Source organism: Margalitia sp. FSL K6-0131, assembly GCF_038008735.1.
GTDB classification, from domain to species: Bacteria; Bacillota; Bacilli; order Bacillales; family Bacillaceae_C; genus Margalitia; species Margalitia shackletonii.
Genome location: NZ_JBBOZS010000001.1, coordinates 3,974,230 through 3,987,410, shown reverse-complemented (window position 1 = coordinate 3,987,410; position 13,181 = coordinate 3,974,230). Strand labels below are relative to the sequence as shown.

Annotated in this window: 14 protein-coding genes, 2 pseudogenes and 1 riboswitch; of the genes and pseudogenes, 12 read left to right on the top strand and 4 right to left on the bottom strand. The window is 35.3% G+C overall.

What is annotated here, in order from left to right; translation table 11 throughout:
• Positions 1–240 precede the first annotated feature (240 nt).
• Positions 241–384 (bottom strand): multicopper oxidase domain-containing protein, encoded by a 144-nt coding sequence (locus NSQ59_RS27995; protein ID WP_445669215.1) that lies wholly within the window; start codon positions 382–384, stop codon positions 241–243.
• A gap of 339 nt (positions 385–723) precedes the next feature.
• Between NSQ59_RS27995 and NSQ59_RS19570 the strand changes: the two genes are divergently transcribed.
• Positions 724–1,299 (top strand): YdhK family protein, encoded by a 576-nt coding sequence (locus NSQ59_RS19570; RefSeq protein WP_340832455.1) that lies wholly within the window; start codon positions 724–726, stop codon positions 1,297–1,299.
• A 73-nt stretch (positions 1,300–1,372) separates the two neighbouring features.
• Here the strand turns inward: NSQ59_RS19570 and NSQ59_RS19565 are convergent, their stop codons facing one another.
• The 3 genes from NSQ59_RS19565 to NSQ59_RS19555 all read right to left on the bottom strand — a co-directional run bounded on the left by NSQ59_RS19565 (position 1,373) and on the right by NSQ59_RS19555 (position 4,835).
• A complete protein-coding gene (locus tag NSQ59_RS19565; RefSeq protein ID WP_340832454.1) occupies positions 1,373–2,056 on the bottom strand; it encodes a response regulator transcription factor in 684 nt (227 codons plus the stop codon).
• A complete protein-coding gene (locus tag NSQ59_RS19560; protein WP_340832453.1) occupies positions 2,034–3,425 on the bottom strand; it encodes a sensor histidine kinase in 1,392 nt (463 codons plus the stop codon). The genes NSQ59_RS19565 and NSQ59_RS19560 overlap by 23 nt, the downstream gene beginning before the upstream one ends.
• Before the next feature lie 426 nt (positions 3,426–3,851).
• Positions 3,852–4,835: an FTR1 family iron permease gene (locus NSQ59_RS19555; RefSeq protein ID WP_055740930.1), complete on the bottom strand. Its 984-nt coding sequence runs from the start codon at positions 4,833–4,835 to the stop codon at positions 3,852–3,854.
• A gap of 256 nt (positions 4,836–5,091) precedes the next feature.
• On the opposite strand from NSQ59_RS19555, the gene NSQ59_RS19550 reads away from it, so the two are divergent.
• The 11 genes and pseudogenes from NSQ59_RS19550 (at position 5,092) to NSQ59_RS19500 (ending at position 13,037) form a co-directional block, all read left to right on the top strand.
• A complete protein-coding gene (locus tag NSQ59_RS19550; RefSeq protein ID WP_340832452.1) occupies positions 5,092–5,418 on the top strand; it encodes a metal-sensitive transcriptional regulator in 327 nt (108 codons plus the stop codon).
• Positions 5,419–5,434: 16 nt separating this feature from the next.
• On the top strand, positions 5,435–5,659 hold the full coding sequence (gene copZ / locus NSQ59_RS19545; RefSeq protein ID WP_055740928.1) for a copper chaperone CopZ: 225 nt from the start codon (positions 5,435–5,437) through the stop codon (positions 5,657–5,659).
• Positions 5,660–5,719: 60 nt separating this feature from the next.
• Positions 5,720–8,137: a heavy metal translocating P-type ATPase gene (locus tag NSQ59_RS19540; RefSeq protein WP_340832451.1), complete on the top strand. Its 2,418-nt coding sequence runs from the start codon at positions 5,720–5,722 to the stop codon at positions 8,135–8,137.
• 119 nt (positions 8,138–8,256) lie between these two features.
• A complete protein-coding gene (locus tag NSQ59_RS19535) occupies positions 8,257–8,883 on the top strand; it encodes a nitrite reductase (RefSeq protein ID WP_340832450.1) in 627 nt (208 codons plus the stop codon).
• Between the two features lie 304 nt (positions 8,884–9,187).
• Positions 9,188–9,283: pseudogene (locus NSQ59_RS19530) on the top strand (ArsB/NhaD family transporter); the annotation flags it as partial.
• Positions 9,284–9,308: 25 nt separating this feature from the next.
• A pseudogene (locus NSQ59_RS19525) lies at positions 9,309–9,416 on the top strand (arsenate reductase/protein-tyrosine-phosphatase family protein); the annotation flags it as partial.
• A 269-nt stretch (positions 9,417–9,685) separates the two neighbouring features.
• Positions 9,686–10,159, top strand: coding sequence for a CBO0543 family protein (locus tag NSQ59_RS19520; protein ID WP_055740926.1), 474 nt, complete (start codon positions 9,686–9,688; stop codon positions 10,157–10,159).
• Between the two features lie 106 nt (positions 10,160–10,265).
• Positions 10,266–10,325: riboswitch (Fluoride riboswitch) on the top strand.
• A 58-nt stretch (positions 10,326–10,383) separates the two neighbouring features.
• Positions 10,384–10,782: a fluoride efflux transporter CrcB gene (gene crcB, locus NSQ59_RS19515; protein ID WP_340832449.1), complete on the top strand. Its 399-nt coding sequence runs from the start codon at positions 10,384–10,386 to the stop codon at positions 10,780–10,782.
• Positions 10,779–11,138 carry a fluoride efflux transporter CrcB gene (crcB, locus tag NSQ59_RS19510; protein WP_055740924.1) on the top strand — a complete coding sequence of 120 codons (360 nt, stop codon included), beginning with the start codon at positions 10,779–10,781 and terminating at the stop codon, positions 11,136–11,138. The genes crcB (NSQ59_RS19515) and crcB (NSQ59_RS19510) overlap by 4 nt, the downstream gene beginning before the upstream one ends.
• Positions 11,139–11,700: 562 nt before the next feature.
• Complete coding sequence (locus NSQ59_RS19505) at positions 11,701–12,159, top strand: hypothetical protein (RefSeq protein ID WP_340832448.1); 459 nt, start codon at positions 11,701–11,703, stop codon at positions 12,157–12,159.
• A gap of 275 nt (positions 12,160–12,434) precedes the next feature.
• On the top strand, positions 12,435–13,037 hold the full coding sequence (locus NSQ59_RS19500; protein ID WP_340832447.1) for a cell wall hydrolase: 603 nt from the start codon (positions 12,435–12,437) through the stop codon (positions 13,035–13,037).
• Positions 13,038–13,181: the final 144 nt, after the last annotated feature.

Here is a 13,181-nt window from a genome sequence, read left to right as displayed (position 1 = left end):
CTTAAACGCTGATATAACAATAAAAAAGCAGACCAAATCGCAATGCGAATTAGTCTGCTAATTGATACTCTAATTATAATGTTTCTCTCCTTTATCGGAACCCGTTAAGACGCTACTCCCTGTTTTTTATTTATCGAGCAATTTTTCCTGCATTTGGGTCTACTTTAAATGAAGGCTTAAACCCATCGTATTTCACCTCCATCATCATCCCTGCTGACACATGATGTGGCAATGAAGCATCTAGTTTACAGGATTGTTTGTTTTAAATGTAACGATGTATTCATCGTCTGGTTTTAAATTAATAATATCCTTTATTACTGGTGGACCGGATAGAGGGACACCAATTTTGCTTTGTACCTGAAAGGAGTGACCGTGAAAGTGCATTGTGTGGTCAGATGCTTTGGATACTATTCTTAATTTTAACTATCACCAAGTCTCCCTTTTTCAGTAGGAATGGGATCTGTTTTAGGGAAAGACTTACCGTTAATCGTAAATGCCATACCGTTTTTATTCATACTATCCACAAGGTTCATTGTGTACTGATATTATATTTTTGAGTTAAAGGATGTAAAACAACCGATTCTGTATGTGTTGATTTGTTTAATTCAAAAGGAAAAAGGAAAATATGGGATTATTAAATGCACATTTTCTGCAAATTTGTCTGTTATTTTAATAATTCGGTAGGAGTTTTATTAAAACAAAGGAATTTAAGGAGGAATAATCATGCTAAAAAAAATCGTAATAGGAATTGCTTCGTTAATGCTAATCTTTGCGTTAGCAGCCTGTGGAAAAAGCAATGGCTCCGCAGACCATAAAAATATGGACATGGATTCTAAGTCGGTAAGTAGTATGAACATGGATCATATGGAGCACTCAAGTTCCGGTGAAGTTCCAAAAGGTTTAAAAATTGCTGAAAACCCCACATATAAAGTAGGAGATAAAGTGATTCTTAAAACAGATCATATGAAGGGAATGATGGATGCTGAAGCAACCATCTCAGGGGCTTTCGATACAACCGCTTATGTTGTGAACTACACGCCGACAACAGGTGGCCCGGAAGTAAAAAATCATAAATGGGTTATCCAGGAAGAAATAAAGGATGCAGGAGATCAAACATTAAAACCTGGTACAAAAGTTACATTGGAGGCAGATCACATGAAAGGAATGAAAGGGGCGAAAGGTGAAATCGTCTCTTCCAAAAAAACAACCGTATATATGGTTGATTATACGCCAACAACTGGTGGTCCTGTAGTGAAGAATCATAAATGGGTGACAGAAGAAGAAGCAATGGCTAAATAAAATAGTGAAACAGCTAATGCCTAATGCATTAGCTGTTTCTTTGTATATTTCACTTTCTTACCTCCAAAATTTCTTATTCCACTGTAGGACTCCATTTATAACCAACTCCCCAAACCGTTTTTAAGTGTTGATTTATGGGAAATCCAACTTTCCGTAGCTTATCTCGGAGATTACGAATATGGGAATCTATCGTTCTGTCTTCTGTCTCAGCATCAAATCCCCAAATGGTTGAAAGTAAATGATCTCTGGAAAAGACTTTATTTGGGTATTGTAAAAATAGGGATAGAAGCGAGATTTCCTTAGGTGTCATCAATAGTTTTTGGCCTTTATAAAAGACTTCAAAAGCATTCTTATCTACGGTCAATCCTTTAAAATGCAGAAGCTCTTCCGTATTATCTTTTGTCCTTCTCGTGACCGCCTCGATTCTTGCCAGTAATTCTGCTTCATTAAATGGCTTAGAAACATAATCGTCAGCACCCATCTTTAAGCCTTTGACGATTTCCTCCTTAGCGTTTCGTGCAGTTAACATAATAATAGGTACATCAGATAGTTCACGGATTTTTTGGCAGGTTGTCCAACCATCCATTTCAGGCATCATGATATCTAAAAGAACAACATCTGCTTTTTCCTTTTCCAAATAGGCTAATGCTTCCATTCCAGAATTCTTCTTAATACAGTAATAGCCATTTGGAGTTAGGTATAGGGACAAGAGATCGAGCATCCTTTGTTCATCATCAACCAATAATACGTTTTTCATCTGAATTCTCCTTTAACAAAATGGTAAAGCAAGTACCTTTTCCAACTTCACTTTCAACGGTTATTTGTCCTCCATGAGCTTCCACTAACTCTTTCACGATAGCCAGTCCAATACCAAACCCTCCAGTAGCCCTCGACCGAGATTTTTCTACCCTGTACAATCGGTCAAAGATATAAGGTAGGTCTTTTTTAAGAATTCCAATGCCTTCGTCACAAATAGATATATGGACTACTTTATTTTTTACAAAGGCATTGGTATAAGTAGTCGCAGGTTTATTCGAATATTTTAGAGCATTGTCTAGTAAATTCATTAATACCTGTTCAAAACGGGTAGGGTCAATTTCGATATAAATGGTCTCATCGCATTTCAGCGATAATTGAATTCCCTTGTTTTGATAGGCAGGTAAAATTTTCTCATATATAGATTCCAAAAAAGAGGATAGATGAACCTTTTCTTTTATGATCGTAAATGTGTTTTGATCAAGCTTCGCCAAATCAAATAATTCTTCTAAAAGATTGTTTATTCTCTCTGCTTCCTCATGAATAATCTCAAGATAATGAATTCGTTCTGCTTCGTCTAATCCCTTTCTTTTTGCAAGGTCGGCATAACCTTTGACATACGTAAGGGGGGTACGGAGTTCATGAGAAATACTAGCTAGAAATTCGTTCCGTTCTTTCTTTAAATAATTTAAGTCATCCGCCAAAGTTTGAATCGATCTTGAAAGTTCACCTAACTCATCTTTTGATGGCTCTGGCAATGTAACGGAAAAATCCCCTTTACTAATTTTCTTTGTGGCTTCTTTCATGGATAACAGTGGTTTTGTCAATGCTCTTGATAAAAAGAAGACCGTAAAAAGCATAAAAAATAAGATTAAAACGGAAGCAAATATAAAATGTTGGTTTAGTTGAGAAATTAATTTCTGAACGTCATCTGTATTTTTAAACATATAAACATACCCTTGATTTTCGTTTCCTGTATTAAATGCAGTGACAGTAGAAATATATTGTTCATTTTGCCAATCAGGCTGAATAATTTTTCCGTTCCGAGAAAGGTGTCCTATTGGTTGATGTAAGATATTACGGATACCTTTGTTTATTTTGCTTGAGGAAAGAATAATTTTTCCCTTTGTATTTGTAATGACTACTTCTGTATCTGTATGGGATTCCATCAGCCTGATATGATGGAGAGTGCCAGTATCATAGGAAATTTCCAAAACATCACGATGGCTATTTCCTCGCGCTTGAAGTGACTGTAATTCTTGGCTTACTCGTGAATGAATGACATGGTCGTGCAAATATAACATTGAAATAAATTCTATTAAAACTATGCAAACAAAAAACCATATTCCTAATTTTAATGAAATTTTCATGATATCACCCTTGTATCAAATACCTCTATTTTAAACTTTAAATATCGAGAAAGTATGCAGATTTATTTTCATATTTTATCTTGAAATTTAAAAAAGTAAAAAAATCACTACTATTTATTATCAAGGAACTTTTTGTAAAGAATGCTACTCATAAACAAAAAAGTGTCTGTAGTTCCATTAATGATATAAGTTATATTAGTGCATAGAATTTCTAGGTATAGGGGTATGGATTGGTTTAATTCTTTTAGGTGTAATTATGAAAAGGCGAAACCAGCATTCGCTCTTATTGTGTATCAGATGCTAAACGTTTGATGAAATCTATCCATCTAAATAGATCTAAAAGTGAAATTGGGTAAATTTTGTAGTAAAGCCCGATAATAAATGTAATGGGATAAAAAAAGAAAGCAACCAGGTTGCTTTTCACTTTTAAACATGTTGTTCTGTTGTTGATCTTAATTTCGCTAACTTTTTCTCTGCTTTTCGCTTTGTTAGATAACGTTGAAGGAAATAGGATCCTAGAACATAAATAACAGCAACAGCTTGTAAGGATAATCCTTCTACATTCGGGAAGACGCAGAACCAAACTCCCATCCAATCTGGGAACTCTACACCAATTGATGTCGTACTCATCCAACCAGCAAGTTGCATTTCCTGAACGGTTTCTCCGACCATTACGGCAAGAACCATCACTAAAAGGACACCGGTAAACACCAACATTTTCTTGTGTGGAAGTTTCTTTTGAAATAAAAATGTAAGGACACCCACAATCATTGTGAGGGATAAACCAATTAATGTCCCTTGAAGGATAATATCTGAACCCACTTTTAATCGAAGATTTTGAAGGAATAAAACAACTTCAAATCCTTCTCGATAAACGGAAGTTAATCCAACAATAAATAAAGACCAAAAAGCGCTTTTCGTTACAACATTGTCCTTACCAATGTATTGTTGTTTCTTACGGTTATGGAGACTAATCCATCCAGTCCAGTATATTTTATGGAAGAACCAATTAAGAATGACTAATAAAACTACCACTGCTAAAATTCCTGTAAATGCTTGAATATCTAATTGAGGTGCATTAACGGAGGAAAGGATAGCAACTACTATAAACCATGTGATAAGAGTAGCTACAAAAGAAACACCAGCTCCTAGTGAAATTGGCTTCCAATAGTTATCCTGTTTCTTGCGAATTAACCCTGAAATAATGGCAGCTAATACTAAAATTGCTTCTAATCCCTCTCGAAAAACTAAAATGGCAGTATTAATAACTGCTGCACCTGGTGTAATATGACTGGCTGTAGGATCGGGATTCCCTTTAAAATAAACTCCTTGCCAGACCAAAACACCTATTAAAACAACGATGGAAAGAGCGATTAGAATCGTTTTCATATTAAACACTCTTTTAAGCATGTTGGATTCCTCCTATGTATGTTCATGATAATGATAATCGTTATCAATTAATAACTTAATAATAGGGTCTTGTATGGTTATCGTCAATACTAAAAATGCGTTAAAAGTATGGTAAATAAATCAAAATGAGAAATAATAAAAAAGTAAATGCCTATTTTTTATTTTATCGCTTGACATAGGGTAGGGGGGTATTGTATGATGATGACATACCGCATACGATAGGGGGGTATAGTAAATAAAGAAAGGAGTTTTATGTATGGAACAAATAACTGAAGTTATTGATGGCAGGCTCGAACATTGCGACAGAAAAAGCCATCATTCTGATACCGTAAAAAAGAATTTAACCACTCGGTTAAACCGAATCGAAGGACAAATTAGAGGCATTAAAGGGTTAATTGAAAAAGACACTTATTGTGATGATGTCATTACCCAAATTGCCGCAACCCAATCGGCACTAAATAGTGTAGCAAAAATCCTTCTGGAAGGTCATTTAAAAGGTTGTGTAGTCGATCGACTTCAAGAAGGGGATATAGATGTTTTAGATGAGTTGTTATTAACAGTCCAAAAATTAATGAAAAAATAAAAAGGAGTGTTTTAAAATGAAAAAACTAACTTTAGAGGTATTGGGAATGTCATGTGGGCATTGTGTTAATTCAATCGAAGGAAGCGTTGGAGCTTTAAATGGAGTAGAGAAGGTAAAAGTACATTTATCAGAAGGACTAGTGGATATCGAATTCAATCCTGAGGCAGTAACTCTTGAACAAATTAAAGAAACCATTGATGATCAAGGGTATGAAGTAAAAGGAGAACGTGCTCATGTCTGATGAGCGCTTTCTTTTTCAAGTAAATATACCCCTGTTAGGTATGTAAAGGAGTGCTTTGTAATGAGTGAAAATAAAAAAGAAATCCATCTTCAAATTGCTGGTATGACTTGTGCTGCATGTGCCAATCGAATCGAAAAGGGTTTAGGTAAAGTAGAGGGCGTAGAATCCGCCAATGTTAATTTTACTTTAGAAAATGCGACAGTTAAATATAATCCTGAGATCACCAATATAGGAGAGTTTCAAGCTAAGGTTAAAAACCTAGGTTATGATGTTGTAACGGAAAAAAACGAGTTTGCCATTACAGGCATGACCTGTGCTGCATGTGCCACTCGTATCGAAAAAGGATTAAACAAATTAAATGGAATATCGAATGCAACGGTAAATCTTGCGCTTGAAAGTGCAACGGTAGAATTAAATCCTCTTGAAATTTCTACTCAAGATGTGATTAAAACCGTTGAGAAACTGGGCTACGGAGCCTTACTAAAAGATGAAAATAACAGCGAAAAGGCTGCTAATTATAAAGAAAAAGAAATAGCACGTCAAAAAGGAAAGCTTATCTTTTCTGCTATTTTATCTATTCCATTACTGTGGGCAATGGTGGGGCACTTTAGTTTTACATCTTTTATTTATGTTCCGATAGTCTTTATGAATCCCTGGGTTCAACTCGCATTATCAGCACCTGTTCAATTTATCATTGGTAAGCAGTTCTATGTAGGTGCTTATAAAGCTTTGAGGAATAAAAGTGCCAATATGGATGTACTAGTAGCTTTAGGAACATCAGCTGCCTTCTTTTACAGTTTATATCTAACTATTATGTCCATTGGGTCACATGGAACGGTTGAACTTTACTACGAAACTAGTTCGATTTTAATCACGTTAATTCTTCTTGGAAAATTGTTTGAGGCAAAAGCAAAAGGAAGATCCTCTGAAGCTATCAAAAAACTAATGGGTTTACAAGCAAAAACGGCTATCGTTGAGCGGAATGGAGTGGAACAAGAGGTTCCTCTAGAACAAGTAATGATAAACGATATCGTTTTTGTAAAACCAGGAGAAAAAGTACCCGTGGATGGTATTATCTTGGAAGGGAATTCAGCTATCGATGAATCGATGATTACAGGAGAAAGTGTACCCGTCGATAAAACAGTTGGTGACGCTGTTATTGGTTCGACCATTAATAAAAATGGGTTTTTAAAGATCAAAGCAACAAAAGTGGGGAAAGAAACGGCTCTTGCCCAAATCATTAAGATAGTAGAAGCGGCGCAAGGATCTAAAGCCCCTATTCAACGTCTTGCCGATCAAATTTCAGGTATATTTGTACCCATTGTCGTTGGGATTGCAGTCGTTACATTTTTAATCTGGTTTATTTGGGTTAATCCTGGTGATTTTCCATCCGCACTTGAAAAATTTATTGCGGTATTAGTTATTGCATGTCCTTGTGCATTGGGGCTAGCTACCCCAACTTCCATTATGGCAGGTTCAGGTAGAGCTGCAGAGATAGGTGTTTTATTTAAAGGTGGAGAACATCTGGAAAAAACACATCTAATCGACACTGTCATTTTAGATAAAACAGGTACTGTAACGAATGGAGAACCTGTATTAACAGATGTGGTTGTAAATGATGGATTTAATGAAACCTTCTTATTAGAGCTTGTGGGTTCTGCTGAAAAACAATCGGAACATCCCGTGGCTCAAGCTATTGTAAATGGTGTAAAAGATAAACAAATACCATTAACGGATGCAAGTGAATTTAACGCAATTCCAGGATACGGAATTCAAGCAACGGTTAAGGGTAATTCTATGTTGGTTGGGACGCAAAAATTGATGAAACAGCACAACATTGAGGTAGAATCAGCCCTTGAAACGATGAACCAATTAGAGTCAGATGGGAAAACCGTAATGCTGGTTGGTGTGAATGGGGCATATGCAGGAATGATTGCCGTTGCTGATACAGTGAAAGAAACATCAAAAGCTGCTATTCAGCGCTTAAAGAATATTGGTATCGAAGTTATTATGATGACAGGAGATAATCAAAGAACAGCAGCATCCATTGGCAGACAAGTGGGAATTGACCGAGTAATTGCAGAAGTTTTACCAAGCGGAAAAGCTGAAGAAGTGAAGAAATTACAGGAACAAGGAAGAAAAGTAGCGATGGTTGGGGATGGAATTAATGATGCACCAGCTTTAGTAACCGCAGATATTGGGATGGCAATTGGTACCGGTACAGATGTTGCAATGGAAGCAGCGGATATTACCTTGATCCGCGGAGATTTAAACAGCATTGCAGATGCCATTTTTATGAGCAAGAAAACGATTCGGAACATTAAGCAAAATTTATTCTGGGCTCTTGCTTACAATACAATTGGTATCCCTATTGCTGCAGCAGGTTTTCTGGCTCCTTGGCTTGCAGGTGCAGCAATGGCTTTTAGTTCCGTTTCTGTTGTATTGAATGCTTTACGATTGCAAAAGGTGAAGCTATAAGATATGGGCAACTGAGTGGCAAACCTTTACGCTAACTACCCTTTATGGTTTGTCATTTTTGTTGCTGTATAGAGTTCAATTATTTTCTTATAAAATGCATGGAAAGGGAGAGGCAATAAATGGGGAATGAACCAAATATGGTGACCATTGCTGTTAACGGTGGAATAGGGTTTGGAGCTAAATTAAATAGTAAACAATTAATCGCTCTTTCAAAATATATAGAAGAAGACCAGGAAATTGAATTAACAACATTCCAACAGCTATACCTACAAGTCCCTGAAGAAAAAGTGGAAATAGTTAAAGAGGAGTTTTATAATGTAGGACTTTCATGTTATCCCGTTGGTAAATTTGTGAAAAGTCTAAGGACTTGTAATTTCTGCAAAGGGGCAGAAATCGAAGGGATGCCTGTAGCAGAAGAATTAAACAGAAGAATTGCAGGAATCGAAGTGCCATTTACATTAAAAACAGCATATACCGGATGTCCTGTAGGATGTGGAGAGCCATTAGTGAATGATATTGGGATCATGAAACGTGGAGATTATTATGACCTTTATATTGGTGGGAAAGCCAAAGGATTAAAGGCTAAAACTGGAACATTATTTCGGTCACGTCTTAATCCTGAAGAGTTGTATAGATCAGTAGAAAGTTTAATAGAGATTTATCAAAAGAATGGAAAGAAGCGAGAAGATTTCACTAGATTTATTGACCGATTTGGTATTGAAACATTAGATAAATTAATAGGATGATTGGACCAAATATTTTTTTACAAAATAAGCCTTTTGAGGTGGAGGATGAATTTTGTTAATATTGGAGACTCAAAAGTGGTCTCTTTTTTTATTATTTTTTGACGATATGAACATATGCTCATATATTATAATTGGATATTTTTTTCGTTAACTGTAAGGGGGGAAGGGAAATGAATTCGGTAAAAGAAGCAAAGAAAATGGAAAAGTTGAAAGGTTAAAAGAAGAAACTCTTTTTATTGTGTCTCAAACCTTCAAGGCATTATCCGATAATACCAGAATCAAAATTCTTTATTTTTTATCTCAAACATGGGGAACGTATTTTAAAACGGGAATTATTTTAACCATCCCTGTCTTATTGATTACCCTTTTAGGCTTGTACCTATGGTTACGACTTGTTTAAACAAAGTGGAATAAGGTGAATAATTATGTCTAAAACAATCTACTTTATATGTACTGGCAACTCCGGCAGAAGCCAAATGGCAGAAGGATGGGCGAAGAAATACTTAGGGGAAGAATGGACTGTTAACTCTTCAATTTCCACATAAGCATAAATGTATACAATCATCTCAACTTTATTTTTAGGATGGAAGTTTAAAGAATAGATTGTCAGGTAAATGAAAATAATGAAATTGAAAATAATAAGAGTAGATAGGAGAACCTTTCATTTTACAAAAAAGTTCACATACAAACTTTTAAAGGGTAGCAATCGGTGTAAATGTGAATGTTAGCATAAGAACAGAAATACACAGAATAAGACTTCAAAATACATAATGAAAAGCAATTAGAAGTGAGGGCTAAATACATGGAAAAAAAGCTTCTTTATGGACTTTTAACCGTTTGTGCTGCTTCAATACCATTCTTATTTAAAGGACCAAAAATGAGAGAAAATCTCGTTATATTCTTCTCCAAAGGAGTATTAGCCACTCTAGTCGATGCCTATGTGGTTGGAACTAAAAGAGTAAAGTATCCAGTTCGTCCATTTAGTAAAATATTTAAGACAAATATTATTTATGATATGTTGTTTTTCCCGCTTTTAAGCGTATTATGGGTTAAACAATCGTATAATGATAAATTAGGCGGAATTATTTTAAAAAGTTTTACATGGAGTATTCCTATGAGTCTTTCCCAATGGTTCCTAGAAAAACGTACCGGTTTATTTAAGTGGTATAAATGGTCCCCTATCCATACCTTTTTAAGTGTCAGTTTTACTTTATTTACAATTAGGGCACTTGTATCATTAATAAAGAAGTTAGATAAAGTAAAGGTAAAAATATGAAAGAATACGAATTAATTGCTTTATACTTTCGGCAATTTTCATTTGAGGAAATAACTGCAAAAAAGGAATTGTATCATATATTATATTTTGCTAATATGAGTTTAGAAACTCAATAGGCGATGGGGTTCGCCAAAAACGCTGAAAAGCTAATGACTCCTACCAGTATAGACACTGGTAGGAGTCTGTTTATTTTTGAGCAAGCTAAAATTATGAGGTGAGTAAATTTGGTTTATTTGTTAGTAGGAATTGCAGGAATTTTTGGTGCATCCTTACGTTATCTAATGGGATTACCGTTTAAAGATACATTGGTATATGGGTTCCCAATTGCTACATTTCTGACAAATATGATTGGATGTTTTGTATTAGGATGGTTTACGACTTTTCTACCAAAAATTAAATTCCTTTCTCCTTCATTCATTACTGCGTTGGGAACGGGATTAGTTGGATCCTTTACAACATTTTCTACATTTAGTGTAGAAACGGTAAGACTAATGATGGAATCCAAATGGGGTATAGCGGTTATTTATATCCTTTTAAGTTTGTGGGGCGGCCTATTATTCTCATTGTTAGGGTACCGTGCAGGAATGCTATATAAAAGGGATGGAGGAATGGAAGAATCATGATGAATATTGCATTGGTAGCGATAGGCGGCTTTTTTGGTGCCATCACTCGTTTCAGTATAAGTAATTGGATGAAAAGTAAAACTTCCTTTGCTTTTCCCATTGCTACCTTAACCGTTAATTTAATCGGCTCCTTTTTATTAGGCATTATTATTGGATCCAATTTGGAGAGGACATGGAGTTTACTGCTGGGAACAGGCTTTATGGGGGCATTTACGACTTTTTCAACATTTAAATTAGAAAGTATAACATTGCTGTCGAAGAAAAGGTGGATAACTTCTTTTTTATACTTAGGGGGAAGTTATACCTTTGGGATTCTATTGGCATTTGTTGGAATAAAAATCGGCATTCGTATTTAAAAACTTATGAAAATAATGGTGGTTGAATCCTATTTGTCTTTATACCTGAAGGAAGCAAGTCAAAATGTTGGGGCAATTAGCGGGGGATTAAGAGACCCCCACTAGTTGCAATTTCACATTATAAAATGTGAAGAAGAAATTCCAGTGACACAGTCATTGATTATGTTAAAGGATTCATTCTTAATAAGTAATGGAGTGTATAGCTTGTACTTTTTATTACAAACGAAGCTTTAACAATCAAAGAAATCAATGCTGATACTATGCGAATAAGTATATTCACCTTCGATCCCCTCCACATTGAATTTAGTGTTATAAAAATAACACTGAAGATATTTTTTTACAGATAACGATATTTATTCACTTATCATCTTAATTGCTTACGATCCTCCATTTGCGGCGGTTCCTCAAACCAACCATTTTAATCATGAGTTTAACTCCTTTGTCCATATAAAACTTCAGCATAAAAACTTTCTGAATCTCCATGCTAAAAACGCTTATTGAACTTGTTTAAAGTAACCTTTTACTTTCCTTTGCGTCTATTTTTAAAAAGGGGGATAAAAAAATGAGCAAAAGGGTATTTGTATTTTTTCTGTTTCTTACTCTAACGGCGTGTTCGAAAAATGGAATGGTAGGAGAGGAACCGCCAAAAGCGATGATTCAAGTTGGAAAAGAAACGTATGAAACAAAGATTGGCTCCTATTGCTGGTCTTCCAATAATCAGGGGAAATGTGTAGATACTGCTGGACCAGTTGAATTATTAAAAGGAAAAAATCCGATTGCAATAAAACCCGGTAAAGCGGTAACCTTTAAAGTGAATTATAGTCCAAAACCAGATGAATTCGATGTAATACAATTTATAAATAATAAGGATACAATAATTCCGTTTGATAACGGGCGGTTTACAGCACCAACTCAAAAAGGCATCTATTATTATTCTGTCTTAGCAAGGTGGTTGGATAAGAAGGACAAAAATATATCAAAAGGTGATGCATCATATGTATTTGCTCTGGAGGTAAAATAAAATATCTTAAAAATAAGACAACTATTTAACAAAGAACTAACAATGACACTAATTTGAAATAGTCTGTAAAAATGAATCCGTTTTTTTCCTCATTGGGTTTATTTTCGGTAATTTCCATTTGGAGGATAATATTACCTAAAAGGTGAGGAGGAGTTTTACAGCAAGGGATTGGAAGGAATAATAGTAGATACCAGTTTTTGGATAATGAATAACTATGTTACAACTGATAGCCTAGTAGATAAGGACGAGTACGAAACTACTAGGAGGTTATGTTTATGAAGAAACTTAAAAAACTAGCAGTTGCGGCAGGTTTAATCGTTTCAATGTCTGCCTTTACATTAACTAATCAATCAAATGCAGCTACCACGACCCATAAGGTTCAACAAGGTGAAACATTTTGGAAAATTTCAAATAAATTAGGAGTTCCTGTATCTAGTTTAATGCAAGCAAATCATGCGACAAATTCAAAACTTTATGCAGGTCAAACTATAGTAATCCCTAATTCTACTGTTTCAGCAGCGGATAAAGAGCTTATGGCACGACTTGTACATGCTGAAGCTGGCGGAGAACCATACGCAGGGAAAGTAGCGGTTGCGACCGTTATTTTAAACAGATTAAAGAGCCCTAATTTCCCGAATACAATTAAAGGTGTTATATACCAAGTAGAATCCGGACATTATGCATTTACACCTGTTCAAGATGGAAGGATTAAACTTCCGGCTGATGCCGATTCAAGAAGAGCGGTTAATGAAGCAATCGCTTTTAGTGGAAAAGGCAAAGGTTCGTTATATTTCTATAATCCAAAAACAGCGAAAAGTAAATGGATTTTTTCACGTCATGTGACAGTAACCATTGGACACCATCGCTTTGCAAAATAAATGTAAGAGCACCGATCTTTTTGATTGGCGCTCTTTATTTAATTTAAATTAATTTACCAATACCTTTTCTACTCTGATCTTCATCGCTTTTCAATGAATCCGCAGTATTTTCCACACTTCCCTTCCTATTTTCATTTCCTTTCA

What these genes read in the sequence shown, in the direction of transcription:
- copZ (WP_055740928.1), top strand. Translation starts at nt 5,435, where the DNA reads ATGAAAAAACTAACTTTAGAGGTATTGGGAATGTCATGTGGGCATTGT.
- NSQ59_RS19520 (WP_055740926.1), top strand. Translation starts at nt 9,686, where the DNA reads ATGGAAAAAAAGCTTCTTTATGGACTTTTAACCGTTTGTGCTGCTTCA.
- NSQ59_RS27995 (WP_445669215.1), bottom strand. Translation starts at nt 384, where the DNA reads ATGCACTTTCACGGTCACTCCTTTCAGGTACAAAGCAAAATTGGTGTC.
- NSQ59_RS19535 (WP_340832450.1), top strand. Translation starts at nt 8,257, where the DNA reads ATGGGGAATGAACCAAATATGGTGACCATTGCTGTTAACGGTGGAATA.
- NSQ59_RS19560 (WP_340832453.1), bottom strand. Translation starts at nt 3,425, where the DNA reads ATGAAAATTTCATTAAAATTAGGAATATGGTTTTTTGTTTGCATAGTT.
- NSQ59_RS19565 (WP_340832454.1), bottom strand. Translation starts at nt 2,056, where the DNA reads ATGAAAAACGTATTATTGGTTGATGATGAACAAAGGATGCTCGATCTC.
- NSQ59_RS19540 (WP_340832451.1), top strand. Translation starts at nt 5,720, where the DNA reads ATGAGTGAAAATAAAAAAGAAATCCATCTTCAAATTGCTGGTATGACT.
- NSQ59_RS19555 (WP_055740930.1), bottom strand. Translation starts at nt 4,835, where the DNA reads ATGCTTAAAAGAGTGTTTAATATGAAAACGATTCTAATCGCTCTTTCC.
- NSQ59_RS19550 (WP_340832452.1), top strand. Translation starts at nt 5,092, where the DNA reads ATGGAACAAATAACTGAAGTTATTGATGGCAGGCTCGAACATTGCGAC.
- NSQ59_RS19500 (WP_340832447.1), top strand. Translation starts at nt 12,435, where the DNA reads ATGAAGAAACTTAAAAAACTAGCAGTTGCGGCAGGTTTAATCGTTTCA.
- crcB (WP_055740924.1), top strand. Translation starts at nt 10,779, where the DNA reads ATGATGAATATTGCATTGGTAGCGATAGGCGGCTTTTTTGGTGCCATC.
- NSQ59_RS19570 (WP_340832455.1), top strand. Translation starts at nt 724, where the DNA reads ATGCTAAAAAAAATCGTAATAGGAATTGCTTCGTTAATGCTAATCTTT.
- NSQ59_RS19505 (WP_340832448.1), top strand. Translation starts at nt 11,701, where the DNA reads ATGAGCAAAAGGGTATTTGTATTTTTTCTGTTTCTTACTCTAACGGCG.